The sequence below is a fragment of the Arsukibacterium sp. genome (genome assembly GCF_036735525.1).
Taxonomy (GTDB): Bacteria; Pseudomonadota; Gammaproteobacteria; order Enterobacterales; family Alteromonadaceae; genus Alishewanella.
In genome coordinates, this window is the sequence record NZ_DAINOE010000016.1 from 32,556 (window position 1) to 51,702 (window position 19,147).

Below are 19,147 nucleotides of genomic sequence, written 5' to 3' on the forward strand. Positions count from 1 at the left end.
ATTGTGCCTGAGTTAACGGCGTTGTGCTAGCGGGCTGTCCAGCCACCATCAAGGATTAAGGTCTGTGCTGTCATATGCTTAGCGCTGTCCTGGCATAAAAAGGCCGCCATCCCGGCAATTTCACTGACATCAATAAAGGCCTTTTGTGGCATAGGAGCCAGCATAATCTGCTCAATCACCTGCTGCTCAGTCAGGTTATGCTCTTTCGCCTGAGCGGCTATCTGTTTCTCCACTAAGGGCGTTTTCACATATGCCGGGCAAATGGTGTTAATGGTAAAGTTGATATCAGCGTTTTCCAGCGCTACTACCTTACTCAACCCCAATAAACCATGTTTCGCTGCGACATAGGCTGACTTAAACGGCGAGGCAATCACCGCATGAATAGAGCCGATATTAATGACCCGGCCAAATTGCTGCGCCCGCATATGCGGTAGCATGGCGCGGGTTAGCATGGCCGGGCCGGTCAGCATTACGCTGATGAGCTGTGCCCATTTTTCCGGCGGAAACTCTTCCAGCCGCGCCACATGCTGGATACCGGCATTATTGACCAGGATATCGGCGGGAAAGCGCTCGGCGCATTGGGCAATCGCCTCTTGGCAGCAGACATCTAACAGGCAGTAGTCGGCGGCAAAGCCCTTGGCTGTGAGCTCAGCGGTTTTTTGTTGTAGCAAGCGTTCATCCAAGTCGGCCAGTATGACTTGATGGCCGTCTTTAGCAAAATGTTCGGCAATGGCAAAGCCAATACCACCGGTACCACCGGTTATCAGTGCGCGCATCAGGTTTCTCCATATAAGGGTATAACACATGCTAGGCAACTTAGCCCTGTGCAGCAACGGTACTTTAGTGCTAGGTGCTGGTTTCAGACGTTGTCATCGTTATTTAACCTGCAGCGGTAACAGCTCAGCGGCTGGTGCTTTGCTCGGCTGCGTTACTGTGATAGATTTGCCTCTATATTCAAAAAAGTCGGCTGAGCGCAGCTATTTTGCCTCAACTAAAGCGTAGATTTTGGGGCTGTTAGCTAAAAAATAGCCCGAAATGTAAAAAACACTAATTAAAGCTGACTGTTAGCCTTAGGTAATACTGATTTTACATTACCTGCTTTGTGACCAAGAGGAATAAACAATGTCTGATTCTGGATCCGGGCCTTCGGCTGCGGAGCAAAAACGTGGTTGGTTCACCCGCTTTCTTGATACGGTGGAATGGTTAGGTAACTTATTACCGCATCCGGTCACGCTGTTTGCTATTTTTGCGGTGGCCGTGGTGTTTGGCAGTGGTATCGCCGCTTATTTTGATGTCAGTGCGCTGGATCCCAGACCAGAAGGCTCAGCAGGCAGGGCCGCAGACGGCGTGCTTCGGGTAGTTAGCCTGATGAATGTTGAAGGCTTGCAGCGCATTATCGCCAACTTAGTCACCAACTTCACTAATTTCCCGCCCTTGGGCGTGGTATTAGTGGCACTGTTGGGGGTGAGTATTGCCGAGCATTCCGGCTTAATCTCGGCGGCAATGCGCGGCCTGGTAATGAATGCGTCGCCGCGCATGGTAACCGTGACCGTGGTGTTTGCCGGTATTATTTCCAATACCGCATCCGAGCTGGGTTATGTGGTGCTGATCCCGATGGCTGCTGTGATTTTTCACTCGTTGGGCCGCCACCCGCTGGCCGGTTTAGCTGCAGCCTTTGCCGGCGTATCAGGCGGTTACAGCGCTAACTTATTTATCGGCACAGTTGACCCCTTGCTAGCCGGTTTTACCACTTCTGCAGCCAACCTGATTGACCCTAACTATACGGTAGGCCCTGAGGCTAACTGGTTCTTTATGATTGCCAGTACCTTTGTCATTGCTGCGCTGGGTGCCTTTGTCACCGAAAAAATTGTGGAGCCAAAATTAGGCAAGTATGACTTGAGCGAAGCCACTATTGACCTGGGCGCGCAAAAGTTAGACCGCTTAACACCGAAGGAGCGACTGGGCTTAAAAGGCGCCGGTTTAGCGTTTTTAGTGATTGCTATCCTGCTGGCGCTGAGCATAGTGCCAGAGTGGGGCATTTTGCGGCATCCTGAAACCGGTCTGGTAGAAGGCTCGCCGTTTTTACGTGGCATAGTGGTGTTTATTTTTGTCAGCTTTGCGATACCGGGGTTTATCTACGGCAAAATTGTCGGCAGCATGAACAACGATAAAGATGTCATAAATGCCATGTCAAAAAGCATCAGCACCATGGGGCTTTATATCGTACTGGTGTTTTTTGCTGCGCAGTTTGTCGCCTTTTTTGGCTGGTCGAACATGGGCTCAGTGTTTGCGGTTAAAGGCGCCACTGTGCTGCAGGAGCTGGGGCTTACCGGGCCTTTGCTGTTTGTACTGTTTATTGCCATGTGTGGTTTTGTCAATTTAATGCTCGGCTCGGCGTCAGCGCAATGGGCGATAACGGCGCCTATTTTTGTGCCTATGCTGATGATCATTGGCTACTCGCCTGAAGTGATCCAGGCGGCTTACCGTATCGGTGACTCGGTTACCAACGTCATTACCCCGATGATGAGTTACTTTGGCTTGATCCTGGCGGTAGCGGCACGCTACAAAAAAGATATGGGGCTGGGTACCTTAATTGCTACTATGTTGCCTTACTCGATTATCTTCTTTATCGGCTGGACCACCTTGTTTGTACTGTGGGTGTTCGTCTTCGGCTTCCCGGTGGGACCCAATGCGCCCACCTATTATGAGTTTGGTTAAACCGCACTGAATAAAAAAGGCCTGCTCTGCAGGCCTTTTGTGTCTCTAAGCTAACCGCTGGTCGACTCTCGCACCACCAGCTCTGGAATAAATACCGGTTGCCGCTCTGCCAGATTGGCCTGCTGGCCGGGCTTAGTGTGTTTAAATAATAACTCCGCCGCTTGCATGGCAATAGTGGTATTGGGCTGGTGGGCGGTGGTTAGTGGTGGCCAGGTTTGGCGCGAAAACGGGCTGTTTTCAAAGCCGGCAATGGCCAGTTGCTGTGGAATGCTAATGCTTTTTAGCCGGGCACTGAACAGCGCGCCGGCGGCAATTTCATCGTTACAGGCAAAAATGGCGCTGGGTTTAGCGTTTAAACTCAACAGCTTATTGGCGCCTTTTACCCCGGATTCAAACGAATAACTGCCGGGGACAATAAAATCGGCGGGTACCGTTAAGCCGCGTTTGGCCAGCGCCGCCTGAAAACCGGCTAAACGCTCGCCACTGGAGCTGTGCTCCTCATCACCACATAAAAAGGCGATAGCCGTATGGCCCAGCTCCAATAAATGGTTGGTAATTTTAAAGGCGGCGGTAAAGTCGTCAATCAGCACGCAGTTTTTCAGCTTAGGCGAGGGCGTAGAGCCGGAGATGATCCGCACATACTCCACCCCAGCCTGATCCAAAGCCTGGGCGATGTCGGGCATTTCTGAAAACGGCGGTGTCAGCACCAGGCCGGCTAAGCGCGAGCGCTCGACCAAATCCAGTACCTCCTGCACGATATCCGTTGCTTTAGCGTTAGTGGGGTGAATTAACAGCTCATAGCCATGCTTACGGCAGGCATCCAGTAAACCACGCTGCATATCAATCACATAATAGGCATTGGGGTTGTCATACACATAGCCAATACTATAAGAGCGGCTACTGGCCAGATTACGCGCTGCCGCATTAGGTTGATACTGCAGTTGCTTCATTGCCGCAGAGACTTTATCAAAGGTATCTTTGCGCACTGAGGGTTCATTATTCATCACCCTGGATACCGTTTTAATCGATACCCCTGCCAATTTAGCTACATCATTTATGGTAATTTTCATGGTGTTGTCTCATGTCAACATAGCGCTTGACCGCTTTGCTCAGTGGCTAAAGCCAACGGCGGTTATGGCCATTTCAGCAGCATTAATGACAGCGCTGGTCATTTCTTTAGATAGATTTGACATAATGGATACCTGTTTTTACTGCAAACGGCAATGAGAAATTTCGCTTTTAATTGGCAAAGTAAACCCCTTAGCCAAAAAGACCGCAACGCTAAATCTATATTATTTAATTAAATCAGTTATTTAAAGTGGTTTTTCCAGTAATAGCCGCAAATCGCGGATAGCCAGCACCAAAAGACGCTAGCTGTTAGCCAAAAATAATATTGTTGAAAAAATCATCTAAAAGACTTTGCATTGCCCATTTTTTTGTGTATGTTTAACGCCAATGACAGCGTTGTCATTAAGACAAAAGCAAAACGCGATACGATAACAAGAACAGGAAAGGGAGAAGCTCATGCGGCAGAACAATTTAAAACGCTGTGCCATGGCAGTGAAAATGGCGCTATTAGCGACAACAGTCACGGCATCGGCCACAGTGTTTGCAGAAGATACCGAGACGGCAAAAGCCAGCGAGTTGGAAGTCATTCAAATCCGCGGTATTCGTGCCTCACAGCAGGCCAACCTGAATGCCAAGCGCTATTCAGATGCAGTGGTGGATGTGGTAACAGCAGAGGACATCGGCAAGTTTCCTGATCGTAACGTGGCTGAATCGTTATCACGTATTACTGGTGTCGGGGTTAGCCGGGAGTTTGGTGAAGGTGAAAAAATTACCATTCGTGGTGCCAGCTCAGCCACCAACCGCACCCTGTTAAACGGCCAGACCGTAGCGACCGCTGACTGGTTTATTCTGGATAATCCGGGTCGTAGTTTTAACTATACCATGTTGCCCTCAGCGCTGGTGTCTGATTTGGAAGTCTATAAATCGCCGATGGCCAGTATAGATGAAGGCTCAATCGGCGGTACGGTGATTTTACGCACCCGTAAGCCGTTGAATCTCGACGCCAACAGCCTGAATCTGGCCGTTGAAGCACAGTATTCAGAAATGGCCGAGAAATGGGATCCACAACTATCCGCCTTATATTCCTGGAAAAATGAGCAAGAGACCTTTGGCGTGCTGGTATCGGCCATTAAACAAGACCGCTCTGTGGTGCGCGAAGGTTTTGAAATTCTGGGGTGGCCAAATAATCCGGTTCTGGATAGCCGGGTACCTAGTCATATCGGTGTAGCGCGCTTTGAACAGCAGCGGGAGCGTGAAACCCTGTTTGCCTCTTTCCAGTATGCGCCTTCGGCCGATTTGGAAATGACAATTAATGCATTGCATTCTAAAGTGGATGCGAATAACCAAAATTCTAACTGGTTAATTTTTGTCAATAATAATGCGGCCTTGCTCAGTGATATCACCCGGGTTGACAACAGTGTGGTAGCCGGAACGGTCGCAAGCGGTGGCACCGCAGCCTATAACTTTATTAACCGGGTTGCGTCAACTGAAACAAAAGGCCTGGATTTTGACCTGACCTATAAAGCCGAAAACTATGAATTGCATACCCAGCTGGGTACCACCCGCGCTAAGGGCGGCACACTCAGAGAAACCTCCTGGGAATATGGTGCTACCACAGGTTATAGTTTTGACTTACGCCCCGGCATGCCCAGCGCCAGTACTGTGGTGAATGCTGCTGATCCAGCGCAGTTTCGTGCCGGTTGGATCTGGGGCGGTGAAAAACCCACTACCGATCAGGAAGATTACGCCCAGTTCGATTTAAGCATTCCGGTGGAGTATGGCATTTTTAACCAGTTAAAAACCGGCGTAAAACTGCGCGCGGCAGAGCGGACTCAGGGGCGAACAGCCTACAGCTGGCATGGTCCTAATACGCTGGCCGATGCCTCTTTGGCACCCGATTGGCCGGTATATTTGCAGTATATTTTTGATAGCTGCCCGACTCTGGCCCAGTGCAATCTGACCAGTGGCAGTCAAAACGTTAATGCGGTGGTGAACGGCAATTTAGGTCAACAGGTGGTGCATAACCGTCAACGCATGGAAGAAATTGCTTTTGTCGGTTTAAATGGCGTGCCTGCTGATTACGCCCGTTCGTTAATTCTGGCCGAAAACTGGGCCGTAGAAGAAAATATCACTGCGCTCTATCTGCAGGGTGATTTTGCCGGTGATGGCTTTCGCGGTAACCTGGGGGTGCGTTATGTCGATACCCGCCAAACCTCAGGTGGCTATGAGTTCTCAGATGATAGCTGGGGCTTTTACACGGTAGACCGCAACTGGTTGACACCGAGCACCCTGGCCTGGGTTAAAGTGAAAAACGACTACAGCGAAGTGCTACCAAGCTTTAACATTGCCATTGATTTAACGGAAGATTCATTATTACGTTTTGGTGCTGCCAGAGTAATGGCCCGGCAAAACTGGAATGATATTTCGACCTCTGTCAGTTACGGCTCACTCAATGTGGCGCAACCGACCGGCATCGCCAGTAACCCGATGCTGATGCCGCAAATTGTCGATCAGTTTGATTTTAGCTACGAATGGTATTTCAACCCGTCATCTGTTTTTGCTGCTACTTATTTCCTGAAAGATGTCAAAAGCTATCGTAGTTTCTCCACTTTCGTCGACCAGCGTTACTGGGAACAAGAGGAACAAATGGTCGATGTCACCTTTACCCGCCCCAGCAATGGGCCTGGTGGCCGCACTCAGGGTATGGAGTTTAGTTACCAGCAAAGTTTTGGCGATTATGGGGTGATAGCCAACTACACCTACACCCAGGCCAAGCGTGACGAGCAGCGGGATCTGACAAAACCCGGCTCTGGCCTGGTAGAAGGCACCTCCAAGCATATGTACAACCTGAGTGGTTACTATGAAACCGACAGCTTCAGCGCGCGCCTGATGTATAACTACCGCACTGAATGGTACAAGGGGCTGCACTGGAATGGTGACGAACTGTGGAATGATGATTATGGCCAGTTAGATGCCAGTGTCAGCTACAACCTGACTGACGCTATAGTGTTGTCATTTGAAGCGGTTAATCTGACTGATCAGCGGGTAAAAGAATATAACACCGATAAGGCACGTTTATTCTCGTTGTATGAAAACGGCCGCCGTTTTGTTGCTGGCGTACGTATGGCTTTCTAAGTAAAACTGTTACCTGGATAAAGGCTGATACAGGGATTTATCAGCCTTTTTTTTGGAGTACACTATGCAAGCTATCCCCGAGTATCACGGCATAAGTGCCGGCCAATTTATTAATGAACTCTACCCGCAGGGTAAACCTGTGGTGTTACGTCAGGCGCTGACTCACTGGCCTCTGATCCAGGCGGCTTTGCAAAGCGCTGAGGATTTACTGCGTTATCTGCAGCCTTTTGACAAAGGATCGCAAGCTGATGTGTTGCTACTGGCGCCCCAGACCGGCGGCCGGATTTTTTACACTGAGGATCATCAGGGGTTTAATTTTGAACGCCGCCGCTACCCGTTAACTGCTGTGTTAGCGCAGTTACTGAAAATGCAGCTACAGCCACCTTGCTTACATCTGGCTTTACAAAGTGCCCGGCTGGAGCACTGCTTGCCGGGGCTGGAAGCTAAGCTGGATATGCCATTTTTACCTGAACCGGCCACTGCCAGAGTCTGGTTAGGTAACCAGATCCAGGTACCGGCTCATTTTGATGATGGCCACAATCTGGCCTGTGTGGTGGCAGGGCGTCGGCGTTTTATGCTGTTTGCACCAGAGCAGGTAGCTGATTTGTACCCTGGTGCGCTGGATTTTGCGCCAACCGGCACACCCATTAGCCTGGTTAATTTTAACCAGCCAGACTTCACGCGTTTCCCCAATGCCAGACGGGCCTTAGCCGCGGCCTGGCAGGCCGAACTGGGCCCTGGTGATCTGCTGTATATCCCCTTGTTATGGTGGCATCAGGTGCAATCCCTGGATAATGTCAGCATGCTGCTAAATTATTGGTGGGGTGGCAGTTTGCAGGCAGAAGCGCCTTGTCCGGCTGCTTTTGACAGCTTACTGCATACCATGCTCAGTATGCAGCACTACAGTGTTGCTGAGCGTCAAGCCTGGGCGGCTATGTTTCAGTATTTTGTTTTTGCAAAGGGCATTGATCCCTGTGCGCATTTACCTGACAACCTGCCTGCGCTGCAGCGACTGCTCAGTAGTCAGACTGGTGAATTGCCCGCGAAAGAACGACTGGAGGCGCTGCGCCAGTGGCTGAGTCAACAGCTTTAATAAAAGCTCAGCCAGCGTGATAAAGGGCAAATTTAATCTGGCTGAATGCTGTTCAGCTGTTGATTCCCTGGCGCGCATACCGCAAGATAAGGCCGGTACGTCAGTAAGCCCCATAGCAGGGCCTTGGCTAGTCTTAAATCACAGAACATGAGTTGTATATGGAACAAAATAAACTGGTAGGGTTAAACAAAGAACAACACGCCAACACTAAGATCAGTCTGGTTAATCCACTGACTCATCTGGCGGATCAACATATGCTGCCGGTAGTGGTGCATGAATTTGTCGTCGCCGGTGCTGAGTTCCCGCTGGTCTTTATCAAAAACGCTGATACTGAGTTGTATCAGCCGGTAGTATTGTTGGGCTTAAGTGCTAAGCAAAACTTATTTTTAAAAGACGGTAACTGGCAGGCGATGTATGTGCCACGGGTGGCCCGCAGTTACCCGCTGGTACTGGTCCAGGCCGAACAAGACAGTGACCGTCTGATTGTGGCTATTGATGAATCCTCTGCTCATGTTAATGACACAGAAGGCCAGCCGCTGTTTAATGCTGATGGCAGCGAAAGCGAGTTTTTAATTGCCCGTAAGCAACAAATGGCTGAGTTTGTTGATTTTAGCCAATTAACCCGTGGTTTTACGGAAAAACTGAAAGGCCTGGATCTGTTTAAAGAGCAGGTGTTAACCCTGACTATCGACGGCGAGCAACGCAACATCAATGGTATCCACTTAATTGATGAGAAAAAACTCAACGAATTATCAGCTGAGCAATTTTTAGAACTGCGTACCTCAGGTTTCCTGACCGCCATCTATGCTCATTTGATGTCGCTACAGCACACGCAGAAGCTGGTGTTAAAACTGGCACCGCAACCGCAAGCCTAACTTGTTTGCGGCAAGACCCTAAAAAACACCCGGCTTACTGCCGGGGGTTTTTATATTTAACCATTAAGGCCAGCGGCTCAGGGTGAAATAATCCGGCTGCTGTGGTGGCCAACACGGCTTCTGAACCAGGGGCTGGTATGTGCCGGTAACGGCTGTTGATAAGGCAGCCACTGTCGGCCCTGATCCAGGCTATATTCGAGCGTTAAGCCCGGCCAGGCGCTATTAGCTTTAAGGGTATCACCTTCGCGTATCGCCCCGGGTGGCGGTAAATAGTGCAGCACACCGCTGTGTTGTAAGCGCGGTAACTCAATACTGACTAAGCGCTGGCTGAACGCCAGCCAGTCTTGCTGCGCTGTAATGCTGTGTCTGTCCGGCTCCCATGGAGCGCTATGCCAGGCACGCTCGGCCAAAGCCAGCAGCCGCGGGTACAGCATTTGCTCCAATTGCTCAGCGCTGCGGATGGTTTCGCTCCATAACTGGCCTTGTATCCCCAGCATATTTTCGGGTCGCGCTAACGGCGGTAACGGCCGGCCCAGTAAGGCGGCTAAATCAGTAATGGGGCTGCCATCACGGGTATATTCGGCATTGCTGTACAAATGATCCGGCCGGTAGAAAAACACCTTTTGGGTATCGGTATAGCGCGCCGCCCAATAATAGCCACGCTCCTCGGGATGCGCCTCTTGCGGGTGATCAAAATACAAGTTGGTGCCAGGAGATTGCACCACCGCATAACCGGCATTGGCAAATACATAGGCGCGATCGCCATAACCCCATTCCCAGATATTGTCCCAGGCGTTCACAATCACCTCAGGGTTATTAAACTGGCTGCGGGCAAAGGGCTGCTGCGGGCTGGCCATCAGGCCATCTTCCCAGGCCGCCAGCGCTAAACCGCGGGCGGCAGTCAGTTGCGCTACCCGGTTTATAAAATAAGGTTTTAAATCTGCAACGCTGTCTATGCCATTATCCGGGGTGCTAAATAATTGCTGACAGGCCGGCGCGCCCAGCCAGGAGCCAACCCCGACTTCATCACCGCCCATATGCAGTACCCGCAGCACGCTTTGTGCTTCGATATACATCTGTTGTAGTTCTGCTATCACCTTATCGACAAAGGCATAGCTGGACTCCAGGCAGACATTAATAGAGTTATCATTGTAGTTTTGCACGGTCAGGTAGTCTGAAGTATCGGCCGCTTCTGACAACAGGTATTGGCTGGCGGCCTCAGGCTCACCGGCAGCCAGCAGCCGCTGATAGCGCGCTTCCATCGCTTTTACGGCGGCGCGGGCATGGCCTGGCATATCAATTTCCGGGATCACTTCTATATGATGAGCGCGGGCATGCCGTAATATCTGAATAAAATCCTGCCGGCTGTAGTAGCCATTGCCTGAGCCGCCAGCATGCGGGCCTGTGCCCAGCTGGGTCAGCAGGCACTGCTGCTCAGTTAAATCAAAACAGCGGTTGGCGCCTAACTGTGTCAGCTCTGGTAGCCCCGGAATTTCCAGCCGCCAACCTTCATCTTCGGTCAGGTGCAAATGCAGCTTATTTAATTTATACCGCGCCATTTGCTCAATTAGCCGTAAGGTGACCTCAAGGCCATGAAAGTTGCGCGCCATATCATAATGCATACCCCGCCAGCCATAGCGCGGTTGATCGCTAATCTGCAGAAGCGGCAGGCTAAACTCTGCTGAGGGGGAAAGCGGCAATAATGCCAATAACGACTGAATGCCATAAAACACGCCGGCGGCATCGGCGCCGGTAACCTCAATAAGCTGCTCGCTGATGGCTAGCTGATAGCTTTCTGCCGGCAGTGCTTGCTCAGTACTGGCCAGTGCTAAGCGAATTTGCGGCTTTGCAGTGCTTTGTTGGCGCAGCTCCAGCCTCAAATAAGGCAGTAATTGTTGCTGCAAATACTGGCCCTGGTGCGCTAATGCCTGCGGCACTGTCAGCTGCCACTGACTGTGCAGTATGCTGTGGCCGCTGCCTTGCTGCAGCTGTTGTGGTGTCGGAATAATACGTTGTTGTAGCGCCTGTGGGCTTAATATTGTTTGCTTTGAGCCGCTTAGCATCTGTTGATGTTGCTGGTAGCGTTTGGCATCAGTCATAGTGGCAAACTTATCGCCATCAGCAATATTGCGTAGTAATTGCTCGGGCCGCGTTAGCGGGCGCACAAAATCAGTAAATTGCTCTGTGTCGGTGTTGGCAAAAATTTCCGGCGTAAGCCCGGGCACCACAATAAAAGCTCTGGGCATAAAATCACTGTAACTGATGATCCAGGGTGCCGACTGAAAATGCAGCAGTAACTGCTCGCCCGGCGCTAAGCCTTTAAAGGCTGCTGTTGGCCGCAGGCGATGCACATCGCCTTGTACATGCTCCAGGACTACACCTGCTTGCTCCGGGCTTTCTAAGCGACGGATCATATGCAGATAAATTTGCCAGTCAGCTTCACCAGCCGGCAATGCCTGAGCGGAATGGTTAATTAACTCAATGCTGCCGCTAAAGGTCGCACCTTCAGCTAACAGATTCGAGTCCACGGCAAACCATACCGCTGTGCCTTTAGCCAGCTCGGCCAGTTGCGCCTGGCTGCGGATCCCGGCCTGGCTGCTGGCAATAAAGCCTAATAATATCAATGAACAAATTAATCGCATCAGTGGGCTCCCGGCGGCTACTGAAAAAAATAGTCTGAATTTTAAGCAAGATGCTTGTTATTTGTCAGAATTATTATATGCTAAAAAATAAAATGACAACGCTGTCAATTTGGCAAAGAGTTATGTTAATGTCAAGTTTTAGCAAACATCATTGCTACTTGCGTAGCAGTGCCAATAGCCTGGCAGGATTAATACCGTAGCAGGAGCAGCTGAGGGCAAGATGTCAGCTCAGGCGTGAGGATGTGGGATGAGGATGACAGAGCAACAACCCTTATATTTAGGTATTGATGGCGGCGGCAGTAAATGCCGGGTGGTATTAATGTCGGCCAACAATCAGCTGTTAGGCGAGGGCCTGTCGGGGCCGGCCAACCCGCTGCGGGGTATGGCCGTGGCCACCACGTCGATTTTGGCGGCTACGGAGCAAGCCCTGCAACAGGCCGGTTTACCGCTCAGTACTATGTCGCAGCTGATTGTCGGCGCCGGTTTGGCCGGGGTCAATTTGCCGGAATATTACCAGCTATTTTCTGCCTGGCAGCATCCGTTTGCGCGTTTATATCTGACCAGTGATTTACATATTGCCTGCATCGGCGCCCACCAGGGTCAGGATGGTGCGGTAATTATCTGTGGCACCGGCTCTTGTGGCTTGGCTGCGGTAGCAGGACAGTTGCTGGAAGTCGGTGGTCATGGCTTTCCCTATGGTGACAATGGCAGTGGCGCCTGGTTTGGCTTGCAGCTGTTAAAACAGGTGCTGCGCAGCAAAGATCAGCTTATCGCGCCAACGTTAATGGCCGAGTTGCTGCAGGCTGAGCTGAATTGCAGTGATACTTTGCAGCTGGTTGGCCACTTTATGCATGCCAGCCCCACTGATTATGCCCGGCTGGCACCTTTAGTGTTTACTGCGGCCGAGCATGGCGATGCGACTGCCCGGCAAGTAGTGCTGCAAGGCGCGGCTCATATCAATGACATTGCCCTGCGCCTGTTGACAATTAATCCTGCGGCCTTGTGTTTAATTGGTGGTCTGGCATATAAAGTAGAACCTTATCTTGCGCCGGAAGTACGGCAGTTGGTCGTACCCTCAGCGCAATCACCAGAGTACGGTGCAGTATGCTTTGCCCGCCAAGCCCACGCCAACACTTTAGCCAGCGGAATAACACAATGACAACGTCCATCACAACATCTGAACTTAAGCCTGACGCCACTACTGGCAGCCTGGCCGTTGCCCGCCTATTTGATGGTGAACACTGGCACAGCAATGTGCAACTGAGCTGGCAGCAGGGGCAGATCACAGCGATCACACCGGCCGCAGGACCAGTGCAGGCCGGCAGCTTAGTACCGGGTTTTATCGATTTGCAGGTCAATGGCGGCGGTGGCGCCCTGTTTAATAACCAGCCCACCTTAGCTGCGCTTAACACTATGGCGCAGGCGCACCGCCGTTTTGGCACCAGTGCCATGTTGCCGACGGTGATTACCGATTCGTTGGCGGTGATGCAGCAGGCAGCCGATGTTATTGCCGCTGCTCTGGCCAACAAGCTAGCCGGTGTTATCGGTATCCACTTTGAAGGGCCGCATTTAGCGCTGCCGAAAAAAGGCGTGCATCCGGCGGCGCATATCAGACCATTAACGGCGGCAGAACTGGCCATTTACCAGCGCACTGATATCGGTATTAAGCTGATTACCGTGGCGCCAGAAAATGTTACCCCGGCGCAAATTAAACAACTGATCGCTGCCGGCATGCAGGTGTGGCTGGGCCACTCTAATGCGGATGCGGCCACGGTACAGGACGCATTGGCCGCCGGGGCCTGTGGCTTTACCCATTTATATAATGCGATGTCACCGCTAGGCTCCCGCGAGCCGGGCATGGTCGGGGTCGCGCTGACTGATGCCCACAGTTGGTGTGGCCTTATTCTGGATGGCCTGCATTTACACCCGATTGCCGCCAAACTGGCGCTGGCTGCTAAGCCAAAGGGCAAGGTGCTGCTGGTGACCGATGCCATGTCGCCGGTGGGCACTAATGACACTGAATTTGCCTTTTTTAGCGGTACCGTGCGCCGGCAAGGTAATCAGCTGACCAATGAAGACGGCGCTCTGGCTGGCTCAGTACTGGATATGGCGTCGGCAGTGCGCTATGCGGTGCAGGTGCTCGACGTCGAATTGCATGAGGCGCTGTGCATGGCTTCGTTGTATCCGGCACAAGCGCTGGGTTGTGGCGATTACCGCGGCAAGCTGCAGCCGGGCTATCAGGCCGATATGGTGTTGCTCGATCAGCAACTGCACTGTCAGCAAAACTGGATAGCCGGCAATAGGGTTTATTGAGCAGACATGAAAAGCAGAGCGCAAAACACAGGCATTATCGTCAATAACAATAACAGTAAAGGGATAAGTAAATGACAGCAGAGCAGTCGAAAGGCCAAAGCAGCATGATGCCGATGGTCATAGTGGCCATTTTGTTTTTTGTGTTAGGTTTTGCCACCTGGTTAAATGGGTCATTGATGCCCTATCTGAAACAAATGCTGCAATTGACCCCATTGCAGGCGTCGCTCATTTTATTTTCTTTTTATATTGCCGTGACCTTTACGGCATTGCCCTCTGCCTGGCTTATTCGCAAACTAGGCTATAAAAATGGCATGGCGCTGGGCATGGCGGTGATGATGCTGGCTGGACTCTTGTATATTCCGGCGGCTCAAACCCAGTCATTTGCGTTGTTTTTATTGGCGCAATTGGTGATTGGTACCGGCCAAACCTTATTGCAAACAGCGGTAAACCCCTATGTGGTAAAAATTGGCCCGGAGAGTACGGCCGCCGTGCGCATCAGTATTATGGGCATCTTAAATAAAACCGCTGGCGTAGCCGCGCCTATGGTCTTTACAGCATTAATGGCCAGTAGCTTTGCGTCGACAGCCGATACACCATTAACGCAGCAGCAGATTGATACTATGGCCGCAGGGCTGGTGATGCCTTATTTTGGGTTGGCGGTATTTTTAGGTTTGCTGGCGCTGGCGGTTAAGTTTTCGCCGTTACCTGAACTGGCAAAAGAAGCGTCGCAAGGTGCTGGTTTAACACAATTAAAAGCCGCTTTGGCCAAGCCCTCTCTGATGTTGGGGGTGTTGGCGCTATTTGTGTATGTGGCGGTTGAGGTCATCGCCGGTGACACTATAGGCTTATTTGCCTTGTCATTGGGCGTTGAGCGTTACACTGTTATGACCTCCTATACCATGGGTTGTATGGTGCTGGGCTATGTGCTTGGGATCATACTTATTCCACGGCTGTTATCGCAGCAAAAGGCACTGGCTATTTCTGCTGTGTTAGGTGTGATACTGACGCTGGCAGTGGTGTTTGGCAACAATGAATCCTACGCCATATCCAAGGTCCTGTTAGTGCCCTTTGGTGGTGTAGCCTTGCCCGATACGTTAATGTTTATTGCGTTTCTGGGGCTGGCAAATGCCATTGTCTGGCCCGCTGTCTGGCCGCTGGCATTATCAGGCCTTGGCCATCTGACCAGTATTGGCTCGGCGTTATTAATTATGGGTATTGCCGGTGGCGCTTTTGGTCCCTTAGTGTGGGGGCTGTTCAGCAGTACCGGGCTGGGGCAGCAAGGGGCTTATGTGGTCATGCTGCCATGCTATGCCTTTATTTTATTTTATGCCATTAAGGGGCATAAACTAAGCCGCTGGAAATAAAGATGACGAATAGTGCCAGCCAGCGTTTTCTGGCACTGGATGCGCTGCGCGGTCTGGCTATTGCGCTAATGATCTTAGTCAATACGCCAGGCAGTTGGAGCCATGTTTACCCGCTGTTGCTGCACGCCGATTGGCATGGTTTTACCTTTGCTGATCTGGTGTTTCCACTATTTTTATTTGCCGTTGGCGCGGCGCTGGCCTTTTCGATGGCCAATGCCCAGCCATCGGTCGGTGTGTGGCTTAAAATCGGCAAACGTACCGGCTTGCTGTTTGCCGCTGGCCTGTTGCTACATTGGTTTCCATTTCAGCAAGGGGTAACCGAGCTGCGGATACCCGGCGTATTGCAACGTATTGCGCTCTGTTATGCCATGACCGCTGTGTTAGTGCTGTATCTGAAACCGCGCTCGCTGTTGCTGATCACGCTTTTATTGCCGCTGTGCTATTGGCTGCTGCTGTGGCAGTTTGCGTTGCAACTGCCCTATCAACTGCAGGGCAATGCGGTGCAGCGGCTGGATTTATGGTTACTGGGCCCGGCGCATCTATATCATGGCTTTGGGACGGCCTTTGACCCTGAGGGCTTACTCAGTACCTTGCCGGCGATCAGTTCAACCCTGATTGGCTATCTGCTGGCCGTTAAGCTCAAGCAACTTAATACGGAACACAACAGTAAAGAGCACAGCAGTAAAGCGCCCAGCCTGCATTTTTTGTTGGCAGGCGCCGTGTTGTTAACTGTGGTCGGTGTTATCTGGCATCTTATCTGGCCAATCAATAAAGCCTTGTGGAGTGGCAGCTATGTGGCGCTGTCCAGTGGCCTTATTTTGTGGCTGTTGGCGGCGATGTTCTGGTGTATTGATATGCAGCAAAAACGCTGGCTGCAACCCCTGGTCATTTATGGCAGCAACCCGTTGTTTATTTATATTTTAAGCTGGCTGTGGGCCAGCACGGCCAGCCAACTTATCCACATTAACCACGAAGGGCACAGTATAAGCCTGTATCAGTTTGCTTTTGACAGCCTGAACACACTGCTTGAGGCCAGGCTGGCCTCGTTGCTGTTTGCCCTGCTGCATGTTGGCCTGTTCTGGCTGTTGTCCTACTGGCTGTATCAACGGCGGATGTTTATTAAGCTTTAGCCCACTTCTGCTTTAACGCCTGTTCAACATGTAACGGCACAAAGCTGCTGACATCACCTCCGTGGCGGCACACTTCTTTCACCAGGGTGGAGGAGATAAAAGTATTTTTTTCAGAGGGCGTCATAAAAATACTGTCTAAATCGGGGTTAAGCGACCGGTTCATGCTGGCTAACTGAAACTCATACTCAAAATCGGCTACTGCCCGCACGCCGCGGATCAGCACCTGCCCCTGCTGCTCTTTGGCAAACTGTGCCAACAGGCCAGAAAAGCCAATAACACTGACATTAGGGCAATGGTCGAAGGCTTGCTGCGCCAATGCCACCCGTTGCTCCAGGCTGAATAAGGGCTGCTTGCTTGGGTTAGCGGCGACGGCCACCACCACAGCGTCAAATAAACGCGCGGCCCGCAATACCAGGTCGGCATGGCCATTGGTCAGGGGATCAAAGGTACCGGGGTAAATGGCTTTAACCTGCATCTTGTGCTGTGTTCCTGTAAAAGATCTCAACAACTGAGTTGAGAACACGGTAAGCGACTAGAGTTTTTAGTCAGTTTGGCGTTACTATAGCAAAATAACCACCTTAAGTAAGAAGCCTGCTGACACTGATGGAAAAAAAGCTGCGTACTAAAGATAAAATCCTGCAGGCCAGTATCAGCCTGTTTAATCAGGTCGGTGAACGCCAGGTCACCACTAATCATATTGCTGCCCATCTGGGCATCAGCCCGGGTAATCTGTATTACCACTTTCGCAATAAAGAAGACATAGTACGGCAGATTTTTCGCGAATACGCCAAATTGCTGGAAACCCGTATTAAGCCACCATCAGATAAAACCGAAGCGCTCGATGCGCTGGCCGAATATCTGGATGCGGTATTTGAGCTGATGTGGCGCTTTCATTTTTTTTATGCCAATTTGCCTGATATATTGGCGCGCGATGCCGCCTTGCGCCAGGATTATCAGCAGGTACAGCAAGGCGTGTTAAGCCAGGTAATAGCAGTACTTAAAGCATTAAAGTTAAACGGCGTGATTGCCATTGACGATGAAGATATCCGTGATTTTGCTCACAGCATTAAGTTGCTGGTGACGTTTTGGATTAGTTATTTAAAAACCCAGCAGCCCGACTCGCCGATAGATCAAGCCAGTGTCTATCGCGGCGTATTAAAAGTGGTATTGTTATTTAAACCCTATGCCACAGCTCAGGCCTTACCACGCATTCAACGCTTACAGCAGCACTATGAACTGCTGGCCAGGCAAAGTGCTGCCGCCGCCGCTTTGTAGTTTTAACTTTACAGCTTTACCTTTACGTTAACGGCGCTATGTACTAAAAGCGCTGCAGGCGTTGGCGTTAACCTTTACAATAGCCGCAATAAAAACGACTACACCACCGGACAGGGGGCTTTATGCGCAATGGCGCTTTTCTGCAACACTTACAACAGCAATTAGCAGAGCTAACGGCAGAGGGGCTGTTTAAAGCCGAGCGGATCATTACCTCACAACAACAGGCTGATGTCAGTGTTGGCGGCCAGCAGGTACTGAATTTTTGTGCCAATAACTATCTGGGCCTGGCCAACCATCCGGATTTAATCGCCGCTGCCCAGCAAGGTCTGGCCAGTCACGGCTTTGGTGTCGCCTCAGTACGTTTTATCTGCGGTACTCAGGATATCCACAAAACCCTGGAAGCGAATATCAGCCGCTTTTTAGGCACCGAAGATACCATTCTGTATTCTTCGTGTTTTGATGCGAACGGCGGCCTGTTTGAAACCATTTTAGGGGCAAAAGATGCGGTGATTTCAGATGCGCTGAACCATGCGTCCATTATTGATGGTGTGCGCCTGTGTAAAGCCAAACGCTACCGCTATGTCAACAACAATATGGCCGAGCTCGAAGCCCAGTTGCAACAGGCGGATGCTGATGGCGCCCGCTTTAAACTGATTGCCACTGACGGCGTGTTTTCGATGGACGGCGTGATTGCCGATTTAAAGTCGATATGCGATCTGGCCGATAAATACGGCGCACTGGTGATGGTCGATGACAGCCATGCTGTGGGTTTTGTGGGTAAAAACGGCCGCGGTACTCATGAATACTGCGATGTACTGGAGCGGGTAGATATTATCACCGGTACTCTGGGCAAAGCCCTGGGCGGCGCCTCTGGCGGCTATACCTCAGGTAAAAAAGCCATTATTGATATGCTGCGCCAGCGCTCACGGCCTTATTTGTTTTCTAATTCCTTAGCGCCTTCTATTGTTACGGCGTCAATAACAGTGCTGCAAATGTTGCAGCAAGGCGATGCGCTGCGTGCCAAGTTATGGGATAACGCCAATTATTTCCGCGAGCAGATGAGCGCCGCCGGTTTTACGCTGGCCGGCAAAGACCACGCTATTATTCCGGTGATGCTGGGCGATGCCAAAGTCGCCGCCGAAATGGCCAAGCGTATGCTGGCCGAAGGCATTTATGTGGTGGGGTTTTCCTTTCCGGTGGTACCCAAAGGTCAGGCGCGTATTCGCACGCAAATTTCAGCAGCACACAGTAAAGCACAGCTGGATAAAGCCATAGCGGCCTTTATCCGTATTGGTAAAGACATGGGCGTGATCGCATAAGGGCGGGGCGTAACAATGAAAGCATTAGCAAAGTTAAAAGCAGAGCCGGGCATTTGGCAGACCGAGGTTGATAAGCCGGAAGTTGGCCCGAATGATGTGTTAATCCGCATTAAAAAAACCGCCATTTGCGGCACTGATGTGCATATCTACAAGTGGGATGAATGGGCGCAAAACACCATACCCCATGGCATGGTAGTGGGCCACGAATACGTAGG

At 51.1% G+C, this 19,147-nt stretch carries 14 protein-coding genes and 1 pseudogene; 11 read left to right on the forward strand and 4 right to left on the reverse strand.

The window, feature by feature from the left end:
• Positions 1-26: 26 nt before the first annotated feature.
• Positions 27-776 (reverse strand): 3-hydroxybutyrate dehydrogenase, encoded by a 750-nt coding sequence (locus V7D78_RS05170; RefSeq protein ID WP_333607368.1) that lies wholly within the window; start codon positions 774-776, stop codon positions 27-29.
• A gap of 346 nt (positions 777-1,122) precedes the next feature.
• Here V7D78_RS05170 and V7D78_RS05175 point away from each other — a divergent pair, with 346 nt between their 5' ends.
• On the forward strand, positions 1,123-2,718 hold the full coding sequence (locus tag V7D78_RS05175; RefSeq protein WP_333607369.1) for an AbgT family transporter: 1,596 nt from the start codon (positions 1,123-1,125) through the stop codon (positions 2,716-2,718).
• A gap of 50 nt (positions 2,719-2,768) precedes the next feature.
• Here the strand turns inward: V7D78_RS05175 and V7D78_RS05180 are convergent, their stop codons facing one another.
• Complete coding sequence (locus tag V7D78_RS05180; protein ID WP_333607370.1) at positions 2,769-3,788, reverse strand: LacI family DNA-binding transcriptional regulator; 1,020 nt, start codon at positions 3,786-3,788, stop codon at positions 2,769-2,771.
• 454 nt (positions 3,789-4,242) lie between these two features.
• On the opposite strand from V7D78_RS05180, the gene V7D78_RS05185 reads away from it, so the two are divergent.
• From V7D78_RS05185 to V7D78_RS05195, 3 genes and pseudogenes are all read left to right on the forward strand, one after another.
• On the forward strand, positions 4,243-6,921 hold the full coding sequence (locus V7D78_RS05185; RefSeq protein ID WP_333607371.1) for a TonB-dependent receptor: 2,679 nt from the start codon (positions 4,243-4,245) through the stop codon (positions 6,919-6,921).
• Positions 6,922-6,985: 64 nt separating this feature from the next.
• Positions 6,986-7,735: pseudogene (locus V7D78_RS05190) on the forward strand (cupin-like domain-containing protein); the annotation flags it as partial.
• A 437-nt stretch (positions 7,736-8,172) separates the two neighbouring features.
• The gene (locus V7D78_RS05195; protein WP_333607373.1) at positions 8,173-8,889 is read left to right on the forward strand and encodes a SapC family protein; all 717 of its coding nucleotides are present in this window, start codon (positions 8,173-8,175) and stop codon (positions 8,887-8,889) included.
• A gap of 77 nt (positions 8,890-8,966) precedes the next feature.
• On the opposite strand, the gene V7D78_RS05200 is transcribed toward V7D78_RS05195, so the two are convergent.
• Complete coding sequence (locus tag V7D78_RS05200) at positions 8,967-11,531, reverse strand: family 20 glycosylhydrolase (protein ID WP_333607374.1); 2,565 nt, start codon at positions 11,529-11,531, stop codon at positions 8,967-8,969.
• Positions 11,532-11,784: 253 nt separating this feature from the next.
• On the opposite strand from V7D78_RS05200, the gene nagK reads away from it, so the two are divergent.
• From nagK to V7D78_RS05220, 4 genes are all read left to right on the forward strand, one after another.
• A complete protein-coding gene (gene nagK / locus V7D78_RS05205) occupies positions 11,785-12,690 on the forward strand; it encodes an N-acetylglucosamine kinase (protein WP_333607375.1) in 906 nt (301 codons plus the stop codon).
• Entirely contained in the window at positions 12,687-13,844 is a 1,158-nt protein-coding gene (gene nagA / locus V7D78_RS05210) for an N-acetylglucosamine-6-phosphate deacetylase (RefSeq protein ID WP_333607376.1), read from the forward strand. The genes nagK and nagA overlap by 4 nt, the downstream gene beginning before the upstream one ends.
• A gap of 71 nt (positions 13,845-13,915) precedes the next feature.
• Complete coding sequence (gene nagP, locus V7D78_RS05215) at positions 13,916-15,208, forward strand: N-acetylglucosamine MFS transporter NagP (RefSeq protein ID WP_333607377.1); 1,293 nt, start codon at positions 13,916-13,918, stop codon at positions 15,206-15,208.
• Between the two features lie 2 nt (positions 15,209-15,210).
• On the forward strand, positions 15,211-16,338 hold the full coding sequence (locus V7D78_RS05220) for an acyltransferase family protein (protein ID WP_333607378.1): 1,128 nt from the start codon (positions 15,211-15,213) through the stop codon (positions 16,336-16,338).
• On the opposite strand, the gene coaD is transcribed toward V7D78_RS05220, so the two are convergent.
• Positions 16,328-16,813, reverse strand: a complete 486-nt coding sequence (gene coaD / locus V7D78_RS05225; RefSeq protein WP_333607379.1) for a pantetheine-phosphate adenylyltransferase — start codon at positions 16,811-16,813, stop codon at positions 16,328-16,330. The genes V7D78_RS05220 and coaD overlap by 11 nt on opposite strands.
• A gap of 128 nt (positions 16,814-16,941) precedes the next feature.
• On the opposite strand from coaD, the gene V7D78_RS05230 reads away from it, so the two are divergent.
• The 3 genes from V7D78_RS05230 to V7D78_RS05240 form a co-directional block, all read left to right on the forward strand.
• Positions 16,942-17,613, forward strand: coding sequence for a TetR/AcrR family transcriptional regulator (locus V7D78_RS05230; RefSeq protein WP_333607380.1), 672 nt, complete (start codon positions 16,942-16,944; stop codon positions 17,611-17,613).
• Between the two features lie 122 nt (positions 17,614-17,735).
• Entirely contained in the window at positions 17,736-18,932 is a 1,197-nt protein-coding gene (locus V7D78_RS05235; RefSeq protein WP_333607381.1) for a glycine C-acetyltransferase, read from the forward strand.
• A gap of 15 nt (positions 18,933-18,947) precedes the next feature.
• Positions 18,948-19,147 (forward strand): alcohol dehydrogenase catalytic domain-containing protein (locus V7D78_RS05240; RefSeq protein ID WP_333607382.1); only part of this gene is annotated, 200 nt, incomplete at its 3' end.